A 17,847-nucleotide genomic window follows, 5' to 3' on the forward strand; every position below is an offset into this window, starting at 1 on the left:
CTTTTCCTCCCAAAGTTTAGCGAAGCTTGCAGGCTCCTCATGATTCTCGCGGCAATTATTCCGCTCTCACCAGAAACAGCGGCTGGCCGTATTCCACTAACTGGCCGTTCTCGGCCAGGACGGAGACGATTTCGCCTTTCACTTCCGCTTCCAGCTCATTCATCAGCTTCATGGCTTCAATGATGCAGACCGTTGATTTCTCATGAACCCGGTCTCCCACACTTACAAAGGACGGTGTTTCCGGAGAAGCAGCACTATAGAAGGTCCCTACCATCGGAGAGACGATTTTATGTAATGCGCCTTCAGCGGAGGATGCTTGCTGCTGCGTTACAGCAGGAACTTCACTGACAACCGGAGGAGCAACATGCTGCGGACTTTGCGGCTGCGGTGCTGGCGTAAAGGGGTAGGCATAAGGAGTCGCCTGGATTGCTGTTCCATCAGCTTCAGGGCGATCCGGTTTGCGGATAGCCAGCTTCATACCTTCGCTTTCAATCTCCAGCTCATGTACGGAAGAGGTCTGGTCCAGCAATTTAATTAATTCCTTAATCTCGCTTAACTTGAACATTGGGTAGTTCACTCCTTCAGCTTTCTCTCGAAGCCATTTTGGACGCAGATAAACAGGGTACGATATTCCGTTCTTCCCGGGAAACCTGTGATTCGGTCTGCTTGCGGTTCTTTAGAATCGCTTTCAGGATAACCGCTGCCTGCGTATTCTTCTTATATTTCAAGATAACTTTATGTATTATATCACAAACGCTAGAAATGGAAAGAGCCCGGGACGTGCCCGGGCTCTTTCGGCATTTTATTCTATTTTCTTTCATTTAATTCAGGAGGGCTTACTGTTCCGATACGTATTGGACTTTAATCTTGTCCTGGGACACACTCAGTTCTTTCATTACAAGGTCAACGATGCCCACGGCCTGCTTCACATCCAGCTTATCGCTGAGCACTACGATTGTGTACGCATCTCCGGCTTCCTCTTTCACAATAGCTTCACCGTATTTCTGCTGAAGCTGCTCTTCAATTCCGGTGATTTTGGATTCTTTTTCCTCCAGCTTGCTGAGTTGTTCCTGGGCAACCGCGTTCTCCGCAGGTGTCTTATCCATGTCATTAATCAGGGCCAGCAGATCATTGTGGTCCTTAAGATTCTGCTGCTCGCGTTCATACAGGTAATTCGTGAACATGCTGCTGGCCGATACGCTCTGGGAAGCTACTTCATCCAGAATAGCCGCATCATCCTTGGCCGGAGTCTTCTCTGTGGAAGCTGCTGCTGATTTGTCGGCACTTGCAGCCGGTTTCTCTGTCTTGTCCGCTGTATCTGCTGCGGCCGTATCCTTGTCAGCGTTGGAACTGTTAGCTGCTGCGCTGCTGTCATCTGTTACTGCTGCGGATGTGCTGTCATCCGTCACGGCAGCGGCTGCGGTCTTGTCTGCAGCATCTTTGCCGGCATCCTCAGTTACAGCAGCAGTTTTGCTGTCATCTGTCTGGGCTCCCGCATCGGCAGTAACGGAATCATCAGTTGGTACTTCGTTGATCACGAGCCCGCTGTCAAGCGTAGTAGCGGTCCCGCCGCCCGTCCCGTCCTTCACGGTGTCCACCTGAATGCTGCCCGCAGTTTCTTTGGGAATGGAAGCTCCAGTGTCTTCCGTGAACAGGTAATAAGCCGAGAGCACCACCATTAAACTGAGCATTGAAACCAGCCAAATCGTTTGTCTTTTGCCCTTCATTTGTGATTCCTCCTAAAAGTTTTATTGAATATGCCTCTACGAATTCGCTTGCGTATGTCTGGCTTGTAAGCTGAACGCCTATTCCTGCTTGCGCGGAACGACGGAGATCCGGTAGCTCGGCACGTTCAGCCCTTTCTCGACAGCCTGCTCGATCAGGTTACGCACCACTTTATTCTCTGCCCCTTTGGCGACAACCAGCACACCGCGCACCTGGGGTTTGATCCGTTTGGTGATAATCGGGGTTTCGTCGCCGGACTGGCTGTAGGTTACGATTTCGCCGTCCCTGGTGTATTGTGTAGTATGGCGTTTACCGCCGCTGGCATCGGTTTCCTCACTCTGCGCCTGCGAATCATTCATATTGCGCTGCACGACTATTTCCTCTGTGGAATCCACGGTGACCATAATGTCAACTGTGCCGACCCCGACGATTTTCTCCAGAATCTCCTTCGTCCGGTTCTCCATCGCCAGCTCGATGCTGTCAAAAGAATTGGGTTGCACCGCCTCCTGCTGCAGGACCGCCTGAGAGGTCTCGCTTACGGGCGGTTCACGTCCCGTATTCTCGCTGTCCAGCTTCTTCACATTCACGAAGGAGTTGAACAGCATGATAGCAACGCCCAGCAAGCCAATAATGATCAGCCAGCGGAAAGTATGACTCCTCTTCGGATTGCCGCTTCCGCCGCCGGCCCACTGCTCCAGCTTTTTCAGCCAATTGGCCATTGATTTCCCTCCTTCTGTATATGGCATTCTGCCTTGTGTTCCCTGGTCTCTGTCTTATGATTTCACGGCGCTGGTGCCGCCGCTCAGCACATGTATCGAATCCGGGTCCAGGTTCCAGTTCTGCTCGAGCAGCCTTTTGACCGATTCGGCCTCTATAACCGCTGCCGCCTGTTCCTCCTGCGTCCCGTTTCCTGCGGCTGAAGGCTGCGAAGCACCCGTTGCGGCTCCAGAGCCTTCACTTGCCGCCCCGTCCTTGTCCAGGCTGACCTGGACCGGTTCTACAGGGGTAATCCGTATCGGTTCGGGTGCCGGGCCTGCAGCAGGCTGTGAGCCCTCTGCTGAACGCGGTATGCCGCTTGCAGCAACCGCTCCCGCCACCGGCATATCTACTGTGACCGAAGAGATCACCGGCACCTCTTCGCCCAGAGGCGCACTCGGATTCGGCCCCATGCCCAGCGTTACCGTAACATTCACCCCGCGGATGCCGGTGCTGCCGGCAATCTGATCGCGCATCTGCCCTGCTATTTCTTCGGCGGCAAGCTTCAGGCTCTGATCACGCGCCCCCTCTGCCAGCATCCGCCCGTCCGCCAGAATCTTCTCCAGCGAGTCCGCGCCGTCCCCAGTACCTGAGAGCAGCCCGCCGCTCCGCTCCTGCTGCTCCATGGCCAGACTAAGCTCCTTGCTGGCGTCCCCCTTGAGCATGGAGACGATCGGACTAAGCATCGTCAGCAGAACCAGCAGACTGAGCACCAGCCTGGCATAGCGTTCCATGGATTTGCTGGGCAGCAGCATCTCGACAAACGCGGCCATCAGCACCACCAGAATCAGTTCATGGAGCCATCCGCTGAGCCAGCTCATGGCGCACCTCCTGAAAGTTTGTTTACACAACCTGCCTCATATCTCATACAAACGGACCCGGATGATATCCGCCTCACCGCATCATTACGGTGACATTCCCGGCGGTCAGCATGATGGTGACGGCCAGGAAGAACATCAGCGATACGGCAGCCAGCGCGGCGAACACGTAGATCATGCTTTTGCCGATCGTCTGCAGGCAGGTCACAATCGGCGTTTCACCCAGCGGCTGCATAACGGCGGCGGCTACGTTGTAGATCAGGGCCAGCACCAGAATTTTGATTGCCGGGAAAGCACAGAGGAAGAGGATGATAATGACCCCTGAGAGCCCGATGGCGTTCTTCACCAGCAGTGATGCCGAGATTACGGTATCAGTGGCATCTGCGAACATTTTGCCGATAACCGGCACGAAATTGCCTGTGATATATTTGGCGGCGCGGATGGTTACACCATCAGTGACCGAGCTGGTGATTCCTCTGACCGAGATTACCCCGAGAAAGACGGTAAGCAGTACTCCGAGCAATCCGGCCCCGATATTGCGCAGCAGGTTGGCCAGCTGGGTCAGCTTATATTTCTCCGACATCGCACTCACCAGATGCAGCACCGCCGAGAAGAACAGCAGCGGGAACACTATGGTGTGAATCATCGTACCCACTGTATGGATCATGAACACGATCAGCGGATGGGTCACCGACACCGTTACGATATTGCCCATCGAAGCCAGCAGTGCGAACAGCAGCGGAATCATCGCCATCATGAAGTCGATCATCCGGTCAATGGCATCCTTGGCGTAGCCGATGGAGATGTTGAAGCTGTTCACGGCAATGACCAGTACCACCATGTAACAGAGCATATAAGCGATTTTACTGACGGATTTCCGTTCAAAAGCGGTCTGCAGCGTCTCCAGAATCATACTCAGCACGCTGATCATCACAATCGTAACCAGCAGCTTGCCGTTGTAGAGGACCTCATGCCACATGAAGCGGGTCAGGCCGGACAATACGCTTTTGAAGCTTAATCCGTCTTCTCCGGGCAGCAGCATATCCATCAGCGAGGGTGTTTTGCCTTCCGGGAAGAAGCCCCCGTAGTCCTTCATCAGCTGATCCCAGTACGTCTCCACCCCGTCTGTCGGAAGGCTCTCGACCTGCCCCTTCACCCACTGGTCTACAGGGGATGAGGAGACTCCGCTGCCTCCCGTTTGCGCTCCCGTTTGCGCTTGCGTTTGCGTTTGCGTCTGTGTCTGCGCTTGAGAAGCCGGAGCTGCATAAGCGGTTCCTGCACACAGCAGAAGCAGCAGACAGGGGAGCAGAACGAGCAGCCTGCACCCTTTTGGCGGACGAAAAATACTGCGCTCCTGCACACCCTCACCCCGCTTTCCTGTGGCCTTCCGCTACTCCGTCTGAATCTCAGGCAGGCAGCAGCTTCATCACCGTTTCTATAATGATGCTTATAATCGGTACGGCCAGCACCATGATCAGCACCTTGCCGGCCAGCTCGATTTTGGAAGCGATCGATTCCTGTCCGGCATCCCGCACGATCTGTGCCCCGAACTCCGCGATATACGAAATGCCGATGATTTTAAACACGGTTTTGATGTAGATCATTTCCATCCCGGAGGATTCTGCCACCCGCTCCAGCGTGCCGAGAATCGTTCCGATCTTGCCGATCAGGAACAGAAAAATCAGTATGCCTGCCGCAGTAGTCAGCAGAAAAGCGAACATCGGCTTTTGTTCCTTCAGGACAAGGATGAGGACGGTCGACAGAATTCCTATTCCCACTACTTGAATGATTTCCATAACCCCAGCCTATTGAAAAAGAAAGATCGTTTTGATTTCCTGAAGCAGTCCGTCCAGCATGCGGATGACCATGAACAGCACGATGATAAAACCGACAATTGTTACCCAGTGAGCTATGTCCTCTTTGCCCATCTGCTTAAGCACCGTGTGGATCATGGCGATAATGATGCCGATGCCGGCAATCTGAAAGATCGCGTTGACTTCAATATTCATTCCTGGCACCTCGCTAAAAGATCAAAATGACGATCAATGCTCCAAGCAGCAGACCCAGGCTTTTGCTCACTTTTTCATATTTGCCCTGATCTTCTCTGGCCGCTGTCTCTTCCTGCTTCAATTGCTGTAAAGCCAGTGCAATATGCGTGCTCTGATTCGATCTGTCACTGGTTCCGAGTGTGCAGCTGAGCTGCCGGAAAATTTCCTTCTCTGTTCCTTTCAGGGAAGCGCTGCTCCAGTGAATCTCCATGGACCGCTGCACGGCTTCCTCGGCGCTGCAGTTATGCGGCGGGCTCATCTCTTCCGCTGCGGTGAGGAAGAATGCTCTAAGCGGCTCCTTGCTCTGCATCCCGATCCGGCGAAGCGCCTCCGGCAGCGGGGTATAGCCGTACTGGATCTCCGTCTCCAGCCGCTGCAGCGCTGCGATCAGGCCTCTGATATGCCGGGGCCTGTCAGCATACTGGGCAGCCCGCTTGAAGCCGGCCAGCGTGCCCGCAAGCACGATGAGCACTGCCCCGAGCAGCTTAAGCATGCCGGTCACCGCCTATCCGCTCTTCCGGAGAGATCAGCAGCAGCCCGCGCTTCTGGGCGTCCAGGATGCGGAAGGACAGGCCTGACTCCGAACGGTGCAGGATTACATACCGCTCGAACATCCGGTGCTCCAGCAGACCGCCAAGGCCGGGCCGGCGGGCCAGCTCGGACACTTCCTTGCCATGCGCGGAAGCGACTACCGAGATGCCGGCGTGCAGCGCCTCGGTTACTGCATCCGCATCCTCCAGGCGGCCGATCTCATCGGCGATCAGCACGTCGGGCGACAGCGAGCGGATCATCATCATCATGCCTTCCGCTTTGGGACAGCCGTCCAGGATGTCCGTGCGCGGGCCGACATCGAAGGCGGGGATTCCGCGGCGGCTGCCGGCAATCTCCGAGCGTTCATCGACGATGCCGACCTTGAGACCGGGGCGGCTGCCCTCGCGTCCGCCCTGCCCTCCGGCCGAGATCTGCCTGGCGAGGTCGCGCAGCAGCGTGGTCTTGCCATGCTGCGGCGGCGAGAGGATCAGCGTATGCATAATCCGCTGCCGTCCCCGGTCCAGCAGATAAGGCAGCACGCCGTCTGCCAGCCCGTGCACTTCGCGGGCAATCCGCACATTGAAGCCGGTAATATCGCGGAGATGCTCAACCCCCCCGCCGCTTAAGACTGTCCGGCCGGATAAGCCGATGCGGTGCCCGCCGGGAATCGTGATGAAGCCCTTGCGCAGCTCCTCTTCCATCGTATACAGCGAATGATTGCTGATCAGGTCCAGCAGCCGGTGCGTATCCTCCCGGTCCGGCTTGTAGGCTTCAACGGGAAGCTGTGTCAGACTGCCGTCCACGCCGACAAAATGATATTTGCCGGAGTAATTAATCTCGAGCGGCCGTCCTTCACGGACGCGCACTTCCTCCACCTTGTCCAGGAGCGCAGCGGGGAGGCCGCCGAGCAGCGCTCTTACTTTTTCGGGAAACAATAGAAGCCAATCATTAGCCATACAAAGTACCCCCAAGTTGTCCTCTACTTAATAGCTTTATTCCATATTTATGCTTGTACTTGTACTTTATGACTATCATCTATCATTTCTTCAGAATGCCGATTAAGAGAAAGGCCACGCCGCAGCCGATCCAGCCGAGCTTGCCCCACGACAGCTGCTGGGCCATCCCCGTCAGGCCGACCGCTGTGGTCAGAATCAGGATTGTCGGCCCGACCAGCGCCAGCCCGGAATTAACCGCAAGCGCCTTATCCACCTGGTTCAGCCTCAGCATAATCAGTGCAGCAGCAATCTCTACACTGCCTGACAGCAGCCGAAGTCCCGCCATCCAGCTCACATACTTGTCCATACTGTTCAACTCCCTTGTACAAATCTATGGATACCAAAGAATCCGCTGCGCAATAAACAAGCTGTTATCCATGGATATGCAGAAGCTGTCCACTTTAGACAAGAAGAAATGCAGGAAGCTAGCAGAGATTTAAGCAGGTGTGAAAGAAATCATAGTGCTCTCCTCTATAAAAAAATATCATCGGTATGATAAAATTAATTTTGCGCGTGCAATAAAATGGAGCTTTGGAAAATAGAAGGGCAGGCAGCTGGAGAAACTAAGCCTTCCTAACTGCTTCTGGAGTGGGTCCGAGCGCCGCAGAAATGTAGATAAAGACATCGGAAAAAGAGGGGATCACAGTCATGCAAGTTCGTAATTTCGTAGTACCGCTCGTATCGGGAACAGTAGCCAGACAGGTAAAAGAAGTAGCCATTATCATTTTTTCAGCCTTTCTGGTAGCGGGCGGGCTCCGGCTGTTCCTGATTCCGCATCAGCTGCTCAGCGGCGGCGTGGCCGGGACGGCATCCATTATTGGCTACCTAACGAATCCTAAGTATATCTCGCTGTATTATTTCGCCATCAACCTGCCGATCCTGATCTGGGGTTTCGTAGCCGTGGGGAAGAAATACATCTGCTATAGCATGCTGTCGGTTATCTCCACTACCTGGTTCCTGAATATCATCCCTGTGGTGAAGCTTACCAAGGACCCGATTCTGGCCAGTATCTTCGGCGGTGTGATCATTGCCGGCGGTGTCGGCTTCTCGCTGCGTGCGGGGGGATCTTCCGGCGGATTCGATATTCTGGGCTCCATTATTACCCGCAAGCGGGACATTCCTATGGGAACCGTGCTGTTTGTGATGGACGGTCTGGTCATCCTAAGCCTGGGCTTCTTCAAAAGCTGGGATTCGGCGCTGTACGCGATGCTCTGTATTTTCGTCAAAAGCCGTGTAGTTGACATGATCCACATCCGCCACGTCAAGCTGACCTGCTTCATTGTCACGAAGGAGCGCGAGAAAATGCTGAACCGCCTGACCTGTCTGCCGCACGGCGTCACCGTCGTAAATGCGGAGGGCGGGTACAGTCATGAAGGCAATACGATGCTGATGACGGTAACTACCCGCTACGAGCTGGCTGACCTGCGCAAGACTATTCTTGAGACAGATCCGAAATCCTTCGTCAACGTGCTGGAGACGGTGGAGATTATGGGCCGGTTCAGACGATTGAGTTAAACGAGGATAGTTGTATAATGTGCAATTAAAACCAGCGAAAAGGGATGCGGACATCTTATAACTGTATTCCGTACAACTAAATTCGCCTAAATGGGCGGGAATCAAGGTACAAAGTCAGTTTAATTGTACGAAATACAACTATATGGATAATCGCTAGTAAATCAGACGATTTAGTTGTACAAAGTACAATTACAATTAAGCATATCGCCTATACCGTTGCTAGCCACATTTACTATGCAAAAAGAGTGCTGCTCTCCGCTCGCGCGGGGAACAGCACTCTTTTTGACTAATGATGGTTAGTTACTAATAGGATCTTGTCTTTGTGTCTTTGTGTTATACATTATTCGCTTTACATTGACGATGGCGCAATGTATTCGGTTTTTCGCATACATTTGGCTCGTCTACCCTATCGATGCCACAATGTATTCGGTTTTTAGCATACATTTGGCTCGTCTACCCTATCGATGGCACAATGTATTCGGTTTTTCGCATACATTTGGCTCATCTACCCTATCGATGCCACAATGTATTCGGTTTTTCGCATATATTTGGCTCGTCTACCCTATCGATGGCACAATGTAGTCGGTTTTTCGCTCAAGCCCCAAATTAATTCAGGGCTCACCTGCCGCCAGACGCCAAACAGGGATGCCCTCCAGCCTTCCGGCCAAAGAAACATCCCCGATGTTGTCCATGCTGTAGAATTACAATCCAGAAGCTTACCGGCGGTCCTGCGGGCCTCCGACGAAGGCCTGCTCTGCGGTGTCGAGATTATAAGCCGTATGCAGCGCCTGAATAATCTGCTGCAGATTGCCGGATTCAATGACACAGGAAACCTTAATCTCCGAGGTGCTGACCATCTTGATGCTCACACCTTCGTTCGAGATCACCTCGAACATTTGGGCCGCCACCCCCGGATGGCTGACCATGCCGGCGCCGACAATCGACACCTTGACCAGACTATCCTCGGAAGTCACTTCACGGTACGGCAGCACACTGTGCAATCCTTCAATGACCTGCTTAGCCTTCTCCAGATCGCTAAGGGCTACGGTAAAGGAGAAGTCTGCGGTCTGATTCTGAACGCCGCTCTGTACGATGATATCGACGTCCACACCCTCTTCAGCCAGCTTGCCGAAGACCTGGGCGAGTACACCCGGAACATCCGGAACTCCCAGAATACTGATCCGGGCCACATTCTTGTCATACGCGATGCCGCTAACTACTACACCCTGCTCCATACTTGCGTCCTCCTTCACAACAGTTCCTTCATTATGGTTAAAGCTCGATCTGACGACCAGCTTCACTTGATATCGTTTGGCATATTCCACTGCACGCGGATGCAGCACGGCTGCACCGAGATTAGCCAGCTCCAGCATCTCGTCATACGAGATTTCCTTCAGCTTCCGCGCTGTCTTCACAATACGCGGGTCTGTGGAATAGATGCCGTCTACATCGGTATAGATTTCGCAGACATCCGCTTTGATCGCAGCAGCCAGCGCAACCGCCGTTGTATCCGAACCTCCGCGGCCCAGCGTGGTAATCTCACCGTCCAGTGTCATCCCCTGGAACCCGGCAACGATAACAATCTGCTCACGCTCCAGCGACTCCAGAACACGGCGTGGAACGATTTCACTAATCCGCGCACGGCCATGGGTCTCATCGGTTCGGAACCCGGCCTGCCAGCCTGTATAGGATACAGCATTCCGCCCGATTCCATGAAGAGCGATGGACAGAAGCGCTACAGAGATCTGTTCCCCCGTAGTCATCAGCATATCCATTTCCCGTGCGGGAGGCTGCCCGTTCAGCTGTTTAGCCTGATCGATCAGTTCATCTGTTGTATCCCCCATAGCGGACACAACCACAACGCAGCGATGTCCCTCATCCTGCTTATCTGCGATGCGCTTGGCGACACGCTTCATACGTTCAATATCGCCGACGGAGCTGCCTCCGAATTTCATGACATAAAGTGACAAAGTCCCATTCACTCCCTATTTCGCTGTAAGTAGTAGCTTTTATTTGGTTTTCGCTTTAACACAGTATAATACGAAAATCATAACATGCGTTAATGGTTTCACAAAAAAAGCGCCCAATTTTCCGAACATGGCCATTCCTCTATGCCTGGCACGGCAAATTATATTCAGCTGAAGCTGTACAAAAAACCTCCGCCGCATACTGCGGGGAGGCCGTCTTGAATAACGTTGAATCCGGAGCTACGTAAGCTACTACGCGCGGGAGATGTACTTACCTTCACGGGTATCGATCAGGAGAACATCGCCTTCATTAATGAACAATGGAACCTGTACAGTATGTCCGGTTTCCAGAACAGCCGCTTTAGTTGCACCTTGAGCCGTGTTGCCTTTAACGCCCGGTTCTGTTTCAGTAACCTTCAGTTCAACACTTGTAGGCAGGTTGATCCCGAGGATTTCACCCTGGTAGCTGACGATATTTACCGTCATATTCTCTCTCAGAAAGTTAAGCTCCCACTCCAGCTGCTTCTCAGTCAACTCGAACTGGTCATATGTTTCGTTGTCCATGAATACATGCTCAGAACCGCTGGCATACAGGTACTGTACACCACGGTTCTCGATGATCGCGCGGCCGATTGTTTCGCCTGCACGGAATGTGCGCTCAACGGTATTGCCGTTACGCAGGTTCTTCAGCTTGGAGCGGACGAATGCCGCGCCTTTACCCGGCTTCACGTGCTGGAAATCAATGACGGTGAAGATATCCCCTTCTACTTCTACGGTCAAACCTGTCTTGAAATCATTAACTGAAATCACTAAAAATCCCTCCTGGAATCGATGAATTAACTGAATAAGTTTGTCTTACAGTACCGTGTATTCCTTAGACGAATGTGTCAGCAGCGCGATGCCGCTTTCGGTAATGACAATATCATCTTCAATCCGCACGCCGCCGAGGCCGGAGAGATAAATTCCCGGTTCAACGGTAACAACCATGCCCGGCTCCATAATTTCATCGGCAAGCTTGGACAGACGCGGAGATTCATGAACCTCCATGCCCAGGCCATGGCCTGTGCTGTGGCCGAAATACTCCCCGTATCCGTAACGGGTGATAATATCACGGGCCAGGGCATCGCATTCGCGGCCGGTCATGCCCGGCTTGATATGTGCCAGCGTATGCAGCTGCGCTTCAAGCACAATATCATAGATTTCCTTCAGCTTGGGATCTGGCGATCCCAGAGCAATCGTACGTGTTACATCGGAGCAGTATCCGTCCAGCAGAGCGCCGAAATCGAAGGTTACGAATTCATTGTTCTGGATGATCTTGCTGCTGGCTACGCCATGCGGCATGGCCGAGCGTTCGCCGGAAGCAACGATCGTATCGAATGAAGACGAGGTTGCACCATGGGTACGCATGTAGAATTCCATTTCCAGATCGACATCACGTTCAGTCATGCCTGGTTTGATCACATTCAGGATATGACTGAACGTGGCGTCGGCCAGATCGGCCGCCCGCTGCATGACAGCCAGCTCTTCTTCGTCCTTGAACATGCGCAGATTCTCCACGGCTTTGGATACCGGCACCATAACAGCCGGCTGCAGAGCCGCCGCATAGGCAGTGTACGCGCTGAAGCTTACATCATCCTGCTCGAATCCAACCCGGACTTGTCCGCCCTGCGGCAGCAGCTCGCGTACGGTGTCAATGAATTTCGAAGCATGCTGAACAACCTTCAGGCCGTTTACCTGTTCCGAGGCCTGTGTCATATACCTGAAGTCAGTCAGCAGATAACTGTCATCACCGGTAACCAGCACATAACCGGAGGAGCCGGTGAATCCGCTCAAATAGCGGCGGTTATAGCCGCTGGTAATTAACATCGCATCCAGTCCCTGTTCCTGCAAAACCTTACGCAGCTTGGAGACGCGCTTGTTGCTCATTTTCATTCTCCTCTCGAAATAGCCACATTGTATTTTAACATAGTGGCATGCCACCTGAGAAGTTTTTTCGGACGCTTAAGCCAGCTTTGTCTGCTGCTCCCGTTTCCGCTCATCGGTATACTCAATCGCCGCCGTATATCCGATGAATAATCCCCAGAGCAAAAAGAGGCAAAATTCACTGATTACAGAGTTCCAGGGCAGTCTGAAAGGCGGCTGCATCAGGAACTGCCAGGAGCCGGCAAGGAACAGGGCCGACCACCAGAGCACACCGTAAATCATCCCCGGCCAAGGCCCCTTCAGCTTACGGAAGATAAGCACGTAGACCAGGGAAACGATCACCGAGAAGACGATAAAGGATAAATATCCGAGCAGATGCCCGGCGGGCGACACCAAAAAGTCATGTTTAAAGAAGGGCTCCGCCAAAAATCCCGGAATCACCTTGGTGAAATGCAGGACATACATCAGCCAGCGGGCTCCTCCCCAGATGATGCCGGCGAAAAATCCCAGTTCAATGGCAAAATAAAACGGATTCGTATGGACTGACTTTTGCTTGTTGGAAGAACTCATAGAGCAGCCTCACTTTCAATATAGGGTTAATCCGGTTTCCACTCCGCTCTCTATAGACTAGTATGTACAGCAAACGGCAATCCAACTAGTAATGTGCTTAAAAATTAGTTACAATGTATTATATAAATCACATTAAAATACGGGAAGGTGAATTGGTTGTCCCAGGAAACTCCCAGTTACGGCGGCCAAGCCGTCATTGAAGGCGTCATGTTCGGCGGCAAGCATATCAACGTAACAGCCGTAAGAAGGAAGAATCAGGAAATCACATTTTTGGAGGTGCCGAAGAGCGATAAGAGCTGGGTCCTTAAACTGCGCAAGATTCCGCTGCTTCGCGGCATTGTCAGTATTATAGATTCCAGCGCCAAAGGCTCGAAGCACCTGAATTATTCGGCGGAATCCTATGCCGAGGATGAGACAGAGCCTGAAGAGCTTGCCAAGCAGAAAGAGAAAGATAAAGACAAGAAGAAAGATGAAGGCTGGAGCCTCGGTATGATTTTCGGCGTAGCTGTCATGGGTATTCTTTCTTTCCTTTTCGGCAAGGTTATTTTCACACTGGTGCCGGTATTCGTAGAAGATTTTTTATTCAAGAATGCATTCGATAACTATATTCTGCACAACCTTGTTGAAGGCGGCATTAAGCTGATTCTCCTGCTCGTGTATCTGTTTGCGATTTCACAGACTCCGGTGATCAAACGGCTGTTCCAGTATCACGGTGCCGAGCATAAGGTAATCAGTGCTTTTGAAGCCGGCGAAGAACTGACTGTTAAGAATGTACAGAAATACAGCCGTCTGCATTACCGCTGCGGAAGCAGCTTCATGATGCTGACCATTATCCTCGGTGTGATTATCTACTCTGTTGTCCCATGGGATAATCTTATGGAACGGGTACTGCAGCGGATTATTCTCCTGCCGGTAGTCATCGGGATCTCCTTTGAGGTGCTGAAGGGCACCAATGCCGTGAGAGATATTCCCGGGCTCAAGTATCTGGGGTATCCGGGTCTGTGGCTGCAGCTGCTGACGACCAAAGAACCTAAAGACGATATGGTTGAGGTGTCCATCGCCTCGTTCAACCGGATGCGGGAGCTGGATGCCGCAATTGAAGCAAGAGGATATTCGGAGGCAAGTGTGTCAGGCGGCATTTTGGATCCTGCGAAAGGATGATTAGCCCATGATCAGACATGCTTTGATTTTTTGGATTTCAATAGCTCTCGCAGCATGGGGGCTGGTAACGGAATTTATGATACGCGGCCTTGCTGCCCTATCTATCTTTATTCTTCCGCTAGTCCTGCTGGCGATGCTGTATTATGCGTACAAGATCGTTCCCGGCAGAACAAACGGCGGTCCCGGACGGCCGCGTACCAAAGTCAAGCCTTCGGCCAAGACGATGTCCAAGGTTGCGGGTATCCGCAAAACCCAGGCCGCCTCACCCGGCAAGCGTAAAACCTATCCATTCCAGGTGATTGAAGGCAGCAAGGGTAAGAACGACGACCAGCTTCCCAAATATCATTGAAACTCCAGGCTATCCGCTAAGATTCAAGCAACAAAAGGCATCTCCGCATTGTCGTTACGACATGCGGGATGCCTTTTTTGGTTATAATTCAGGTCCGGCGCACTTAGGCCGGGTAAAATATGGACGTGTGCTAAGCGGCGGACGCCAATTTTTGAAAAAATCCGCTCCGGCCGTCAGCCCTGCAGTATAGATCGCCTCACTCTGTTCCGGGGAGATATGAAACTGGGTGGTGGAAATGCCCAGCGTGGGAATTTTGACAGTGCGTACGAATTTATCCGTCTCGATATAACGTTCATCATGGGCAGAGAGCATCGTCCCTACCATGGCCTGAAGCATGCTGAACGGCCCGGTAATGCGGTGAGGCTGCGGCTGTGTCTTACCGATCAACTGGTAGCCCACCGTGGGCGTACGCCGCTCTGGGGACTGGAAGCCATCCTTCTTCTCTTCAAACAGCCACAGCGGAAAATTGCTGAGCATCCCCCCGTCTACCATATACACAAACTGCTCGGCAAAAGATTTTCTCCGGGCTGCCTCTCCGTTCAGCCGCAGCATCACCGGATCGAAGAAGTAGGGAATGCTGCAGCTCATCCGCACAGCCTTGGCGACTTCAAAGGACTCCGGTGAAATCCCGTAGAGCTCCAGATCATCCGGCAAGACGACTATCCTCCCGTTAGTAATATCTGAAGCGATAACGGTCAGCCTGCCGCGAGGCAGATCGCTGAACGTAACCACTCCCTTCTCCAGCAGAATGCCGCGGATCCAGGATTCCAGAGCCTGGCCCGAGTACAGGCCTTTTTTGATCAGCACACGGATTGCCGGTCCTATTACAGCGGTGTTATATAGCGCTCCTCGCTTGAGAAAGGATGTGAAGGGCGTCTCCCTGATGATCCGGCTCATCGCCTCCCCGTTATAACCGGCGGCCAGCAGCGAAGCAATAATGGAGCCTGAAGAGGTTCCGGCTACTCTCCTGAAGGTTCGGCCCGCCCGCTCCGTTGCCTCCACCGCACCTGCGAGCGCAATCCCCTTCACGCCTCCGCCTTCAAAAACTGCGTTAATCTCCATACCTAAGAGTCCCCCGTTCCATAGATCTTATTGCTTATCTATGAGCACGGGGGACTATTCATGACTGACTATGATTTGAAATAAAAGCTGAGCAGGCTGGCCAGGCCAAATGGATCACGGACCACAATATCATTGGCCCGGAACAGAATGCTGCCGGAAACCTCGTCGTATTTCTCGTTATATTTCAGCTGGTTGATAATCTGATCGCCGCTCTGCCATTCCGCGGTTTGTTTGGTATCCCCTACTTTGTAGGAGGCCAGGCCGATATACAGCTTGACGCCCGTGCCAGTGACCTCGTTCACCCACCAGTCAACCAGCTTGTCATAACGGGCGGCGCTGAAAGAGAGACTCCAATATATCTGCGGAGCCACATAGTCGACCCAGCCGCTCTTAATCCATGTGCGTACATCCGCATACATGTCATCATACGCAGATACGCCTGCCGTGGTATCCGAACCGGTGCTGTCCGCCTTTTTATTGCGCCATACCCCAAAGGGGCTGACGCCAAACGAAACTGCCGGCTTCACCGCATGAATCTCTGCCCCCAGCTGCCGGATGAACTGATTGATATTATCCCGGCGCCAGTCACCCTTGGTGGCAATTGCCTGAGAGTTGTAGGTCTTAAATGCCGTATCATCGGCAAAGGTTACGTTGGAAGGATAGAAATAATCATCCAGATGCACACCGTCAATGTCATACCCTCTGACCACTTCCATTACGGTGTCAATGATATGCTGCCGCGCTTCCGGTATACCCGGATTTATGTACAGCTTACTGTCAGCTTTGACGATCCACTCTGGATGCAGCTTGGCCACATGATTGGCGGCAAGTCCTGTAGTGGAGGCATCGGTAGTTGCCCGGAACGGATTGAACCAGGCATGCAGCTGCATACCGCGTGAATGGGCGCTGCTAACCATATACTGGAGCGGATCATAGCCGGGCTCTTTCCCTTGGGTACCGCTAAGCACCTTGGACCAGGGGACCAACTGTGAGGGGTACAGGGCATCTCCGGCGGGTCTGACCTGTACGAATACACTATTGAAACCGGCAGCCTGCAGCTTGTCCAGCATGCTGTCGAACTCTTTCTTCTGCTTGTCTGCATTACCGGCCGAAGCCGTTGACGGCCAGTCCAGATTAAATACGGTGGAGACCCACGCGCCCTTCATCGCCTTTCCAGTCTTGGCCCCGGGAATGGAAGGCACGGTTGGCGTTGGCACGGTCGGTGTCGGCACTACAGGCGTTGGCACGGACGGTGCCGGCACTACAGGCGTTGGCACGGATGGTGTCGGCACTGTCGGAACAGACGGTGTCGAAGGTGTAGACGGCCCGCCAATCTCTACATTTGAATATAAGGCAATATGCTTCGCAGCCTGATTCCAGACTACCTGCAGCCCGAGCTGCTCACTGACGAACCGCAGCGGCACCATCACTCTGCCCTGTGTAATCTGCACAGAGGTATCCAGAGGGACTGAAGCACCGTTAACGATTGCACTTTTGCTTCCGCTAGTCAGCTTCAGCACATTATTCCCCTTGCTGATTGTAGCGGTCTTACTGGCCTGATCCCAGACCACACCGGCACCTAGTCCTTTACTGACTACCCCGACAGGGACCATAGTAACATTGGTCCGCGTAATATAAGGCGGAACATCCGTGCTTAAGCTCTCTCCATCCAGTTCAATGGTAATCTGCACCGAAGCAGCGCGTGCACCTGTTGTCCACACAGGCAGACATAGCATAACCACCAGCAACCCTAATATCCATTTACGGTAATTCATAATTCCTCCCAAATGTTGTAGTGATATAACAAAGAAACGGCCTTCTCGTCCTTGAATCAGGGAGAAGGCCGTTTCTTTAGTAAACGGAGTCCTTCCTTAGGTGAAAAAGGAACGGTATCCGTTTTGACGTAATAAAACTGGAAAGGTTGCGCTAATCAAACAAAAACAGCCAAAATTATGAATCACTGACCATTTCATGGTGAATATCGTATAAGGTCTGCAGACGCGCTTCATCCCGGCGGAAGTACTCCACTAGTGTCTCGATCCGGGTGATAGAATCCCAGCTCAAATGATGCTCAATGCCTTCAACATCCTTATAAATATGTTCTTGCTGAACTCCAATAAGCCCGAGGAATTCCTCCAGCAGCTGATGGCGGTCCACAAGACGTTTTCCCACTTTTTTTCCTTTGCTTGTTAGGACAAGCCCACGATATTTCTCATAGATGAGATATTCGTCCTTATCCAGTTTTTGGATCATCTTGGTCACAGAGGAGGGGTGTACTTCCAGTCCCTCGGCAATATCCGAGACCCGCGCATAACCCTTCTCATCGATGAGCTTGTATATGCGCTCCAAATAATCCTCCATGCTGGGTGTTGGCATTAACTTTACCTCTTTTCTATATTGAGCGTGGCGATGGGGCCGGGCCTTGCT

At 52.7% G+C, this 17,847-nt stretch carries 20 protein-coding genes; 3 read left to right on the forward strand and 17 right to left on the reverse strand.

The window, feature by feature from the left end:
- Positions 1–55: 55 nt before the first annotated feature.
- The 10 genes from accB to P40081_RS23635 form a co-directional block, all read right to left on the reverse strand.
- A complete protein-coding gene (gene accB, locus P40081_RS23590; RefSeq protein ID WP_039295500.1) occupies positions 56–565 on the reverse strand; it encodes an acetyl-CoA carboxylase biotin carboxyl carrier protein in 510 nt (169 codons plus the stop codon).
- A 271-nt stretch (positions 566–836) separates the two neighbouring features.
- A complete protein-coding gene (locus P40081_RS23595) occupies positions 837–1,727 on the reverse strand; it encodes a SpoIIIAH-like family protein (protein WP_042138735.1) in 891 nt (296 codons plus the stop codon).
- Between the two features lie 78 nt (positions 1,728–1,805).
- Positions 1,806–2,444 carry a stage III sporulation protein AG gene (gene spoIIIAG, locus P40081_RS23600; RefSeq protein ID WP_039295496.1) on the reverse strand — a complete coding sequence of 213 codons (639 nt, stop codon included), beginning with the start codon at positions 2,442–2,444 and terminating at the stop codon, positions 1,806–1,808.
- Between the two features lie 54 nt (positions 2,445–2,498).
- The gene (locus P40081_RS36575) at positions 2,499–3,302 is read right to left on the reverse strand and encodes a stage III sporulation protein AF (protein ID WP_052421958.1); all 804 of its coding nucleotides are present in this window, start codon (positions 3,300–3,302) and stop codon (positions 2,499–2,501) included.
- Between the two features lie 73 nt (positions 3,303–3,375).
- Complete coding sequence (spoIIIAE, locus tag P40081_RS23610) at positions 3,376–4,659, reverse strand: stage III sporulation protein AE (protein ID WP_042138736.1); 1,284 nt, start codon at positions 4,657–4,659, stop codon at positions 3,376–3,378.
- Positions 4,660–4,705: 46 nt separating this feature from the next.
- Entirely contained in the window at positions 4,706–5,095 is a 390-nt protein-coding gene (gene spoIIIAD / locus P40081_RS23615) for a stage III sporulation protein AD (RefSeq protein WP_039295491.1), read from the reverse strand.
- A 9-nt stretch (positions 5,096–5,104) separates the two neighbouring features.
- On the reverse strand, positions 5,105–5,308 hold the full coding sequence (spoIIIAC, locus tag P40081_RS23620; RefSeq protein ID WP_020426549.1) for a stage III sporulation protein AC: 204 nt from the start codon (positions 5,306–5,308) through the stop codon (positions 5,105–5,107).
- 13 nt (positions 5,309–5,321) lie between these two features.
- The gene (gene spoIIIAB / locus P40081_RS23625; protein ID WP_039295486.1) at positions 5,322–5,840 is read right to left on the reverse strand and encodes a stage III sporulation protein SpoIIIAB; all 519 of its coding nucleotides are present in this window, start codon (positions 5,838–5,840) and stop codon (positions 5,322–5,324) included.
- Positions 5,833–6,834, reverse strand: a complete 1,002-nt coding sequence (spoIIIAA, locus tag P40081_RS23630; RefSeq protein ID WP_042138737.1) for a stage III sporulation protein AA — start codon at positions 6,832–6,834, stop codon at positions 5,833–5,835. The genes spoIIIAB and spoIIIAA overlap by 8 nt, the downstream gene beginning before the upstream one ends.
- Positions 6,835–6,916: 82 nt before the next feature.
- Positions 6,917–7,180 carry a YqhV family protein gene (locus tag P40081_RS23635; RefSeq protein WP_042138738.1) on the reverse strand — a complete coding sequence of 88 codons (264 nt, stop codon included), beginning with the start codon at positions 7,178–7,180 and terminating at the stop codon, positions 6,917–6,919.
- A 341-nt stretch (positions 7,181–7,521) separates the two neighbouring features.
- Between P40081_RS23635 and P40081_RS23640 the strand changes: the two genes are divergently transcribed.
- Positions 7,522–8,388 carry a YitT family protein gene (locus tag P40081_RS23640; RefSeq protein ID WP_042138739.1) on the forward strand — a complete coding sequence of 289 codons (867 nt, stop codon included), beginning with the start codon at positions 7,522–7,524 and terminating at the stop codon, positions 8,386–8,388.
- A gap of 716 nt (positions 8,389–9,104) precedes the next feature.
- Here the strand turns inward: P40081_RS23640 and P40081_RS23645 are convergent.
- The 4 genes from P40081_RS23645 to P40081_RS23660 form a co-directional block, all read right to left on the reverse strand.
- Entirely contained in the window at positions 9,105–10,358 is a 1,254-nt protein-coding gene (locus P40081_RS23645) for an aspartate kinase (RefSeq protein ID WP_042138740.1), read from the reverse strand.
- 249 nt (positions 10,359–10,607) lie between these two features.
- A complete protein-coding gene (gene efp / locus P40081_RS23650) occupies positions 10,608–11,165 on the reverse strand; it encodes an elongation factor P (RefSeq protein WP_039295482.1) in 558 nt (185 codons plus the stop codon).
- A 45-nt stretch (positions 11,166–11,210) separates the two neighbouring features.
- Positions 11,211–12,281 (reverse strand): M24 family metallopeptidase, encoded by a 1,071-nt coding sequence (locus tag P40081_RS23655; protein ID WP_042138741.1) that lies wholly within the window; start codon positions 12,279–12,281, stop codon positions 11,211–11,213.
- Between the two features lie 75 nt (positions 12,282–12,356).
- Positions 12,357–12,848 (reverse strand): YqhR family membrane protein, encoded by a 492-nt coding sequence (locus tag P40081_RS23660; protein WP_042138742.1) that lies wholly within the window; start codon positions 12,846–12,848, stop codon positions 12,357–12,359.
- Positions 12,849–13,055: 207 nt separating this feature from the next.
- On the opposite strand from P40081_RS23660, the gene P40081_RS23665 reads away from it, so the two are divergent.
- Positions 13,056–14,009 (forward strand): DUF1385 domain-containing protein, encoded by a 954-nt coding sequence (locus P40081_RS23665; RefSeq protein ID WP_144026131.1) that lies wholly within the window; start codon positions 13,056–13,058, stop codon positions 14,007–14,009.
- 7 nt (positions 14,010–14,016) lie between these two features.
- The gene (locus tag P40081_RS23670) at positions 14,017–14,358 is read left to right on the forward strand and encodes a hypothetical protein (protein WP_042138744.1); all 342 of its coding nucleotides are present in this window, start codon (positions 14,017–14,019) and stop codon (positions 14,356–14,358) included.
- 81 nt (positions 14,359–14,439) lie between these two features.
- Here P40081_RS23670 and P40081_RS23675 read toward each other — a convergent pair whose 3' ends face one another.
- From P40081_RS23675 to mntR, 3 genes are all read right to left on the reverse strand, one after another.
- Positions 14,440–15,420: a patatin-like phospholipase family protein gene (locus P40081_RS23675; RefSeq protein WP_042138745.1), complete on the reverse strand. Its 981-nt coding sequence runs from the start codon at positions 15,418–15,420 to the stop codon at positions 14,440–14,442.
- A gap of 68 nt (positions 15,421–15,488) precedes the next feature.
- The gene (locus P40081_RS23680; protein WP_042138746.1) at positions 15,489–17,195 is read right to left on the reverse strand and encodes a family 10 glycosylhydrolase; all 1,707 of its coding nucleotides are present in this window, start codon (positions 17,193–17,195) and stop codon (positions 15,489–15,491) included.
- A gap of 175 nt (positions 17,196–17,370) precedes the next feature.
- Positions 17,371–17,796 carry a transcriptional regulator MntR gene (mntR, locus tag P40081_RS23685; RefSeq protein ID WP_039295471.1) on the reverse strand — a complete coding sequence of 142 codons (426 nt, stop codon included), beginning with the start codon at positions 17,794–17,796 and terminating at the stop codon, positions 17,371–17,373.
- Positions 17,797–17,847 lie beyond the last annotated feature (51 nt).

The sequence above is a fragment of the Paenibacillus sp. FSL P4-0081 genome (assembly GCF_000758565.1).
GTDB classification, from domain to species: Bacteria; Bacillota; Bacilli; order Paenibacillales; family Paenibacillaceae; genus Paenibacillus_AQ; species Paenibacillus_AQ phytohabitans.

What these genes read in the sequence shown, in the direction of transcription:
- accB (WP_039295500.1), bottom strand. Translation starts at nt 565, where the DNA reads ATGTTCAAGTTAAGCGAGATTAAGGAATTAATTAAATTGCTGGACCAG.
- P40081_RS23595 (WP_042138735.1), bottom strand. Translation starts at nt 1,727, where the DNA reads ATGAAGGGCAAAAGACAAACGATTTGGCTGGTTTCAATGCTCAGTTTA.
- spoIIIAG (WP_039295496.1), bottom strand. Translation starts at nt 2,444, where the DNA reads ATGGCCAATTGGCTGAAAAAGCTGGAGCAGTGGGCCGGCGGCGGAAGC.
- P40081_RS36575 (WP_052421958.1), bottom strand. Translation starts at nt 3,302, where the DNA reads ATGAGCTGGCTCAGCGGATGGCTCCATGAACTGATTCTGGTGGTGCTG.
- spoIIIAD (WP_039295491.1), bottom strand. Translation starts at nt 5,095, where the DNA reads ATGGAAATCATTCAAGTAGTGGGAATAGGAATTCTGTCGACCGTCCTC.
- spoIIIAC (WP_020426549.1), bottom strand. Translation starts at nt 5,308, where the DNA reads ATGAATATTGAAGTCAACGCGATCTTTCAGATTGCCGGCATCGGCATC.
- spoIIIAB (WP_039295486.1), bottom strand. Translation starts at nt 5,840, where the DNA reads ATGCTTAAGCTGCTCGGGGCAGTGCTCATCGTGCTTGCGGGCACGCTG.
- spoIIIAA (WP_042138737.1), bottom strand. Translation starts at nt 6,834, where the DNA reads ATGGCTAATGATTGGCTTCTATTGTTTCCCGAAAAAGTAAGAGCGCTG.
- P40081_RS23635 (WP_042138738.1), bottom strand. Translation starts at nt 7,180, where the DNA reads ATGGACAAGTATGTGAGCTGGATGGCGGGACTTCGGCTGCTGTCAGGC.
- P40081_RS23640 (WP_042138739.1), top strand. Translation starts at nt 7,522, where the DNA reads ATGCAAGTTCGTAATTTCGTAGTACCGCTCGTATCGGGAACAGTAGCC.
- P40081_RS23655 (WP_042138741.1), bottom strand. Translation starts at nt 12,281, where the DNA reads ATGAGCAACAAGCGCGTCTCCAAGCTGCGTAAGGTTTTGCAGGAACAG.
- P40081_RS23660 (WP_042138742.1), bottom strand. Translation starts at nt 12,848, where the DNA reads ATGAGTTCTTCCAACAAGCAAAAGTCAGTCCATACGAATCCGTTTTAT.
- P40081_RS23665 (WP_144026131.1), top strand. Translation starts at nt 13,056, where the DNA reads ATGTTCGGCGGCAAGCATATCAACGTAACAGCCGTAAGAAGGAAGAAT.
- P40081_RS23670 (WP_042138744.1), top strand. Translation starts at nt 14,017, where the DNA reads ATGATCAGACATGCTTTGATTTTTTGGATTTCAATAGCTCTCGCAGCA.
- P40081_RS23675 (WP_042138745.1), bottom strand. Translation starts at nt 15,420, where the DNA reads ATGGAGATTAACGCAGTTTTTGAAGGCGGAGGCGTGAAGGGGATTGCG.
- P40081_RS23680 (WP_042138746.1), bottom strand. Translation starts at nt 17,195, where the DNA reads ATGAATTACCGTAAATGGATATTAGGGTTGCTGGTGGTTATGCTATGT.
- mntR (WP_039295471.1), bottom strand. Translation starts at nt 17,796, where the DNA reads ATGCCAACACCCAGCATGGAGGATTATTTGGAGCGCATATACAAGCTC.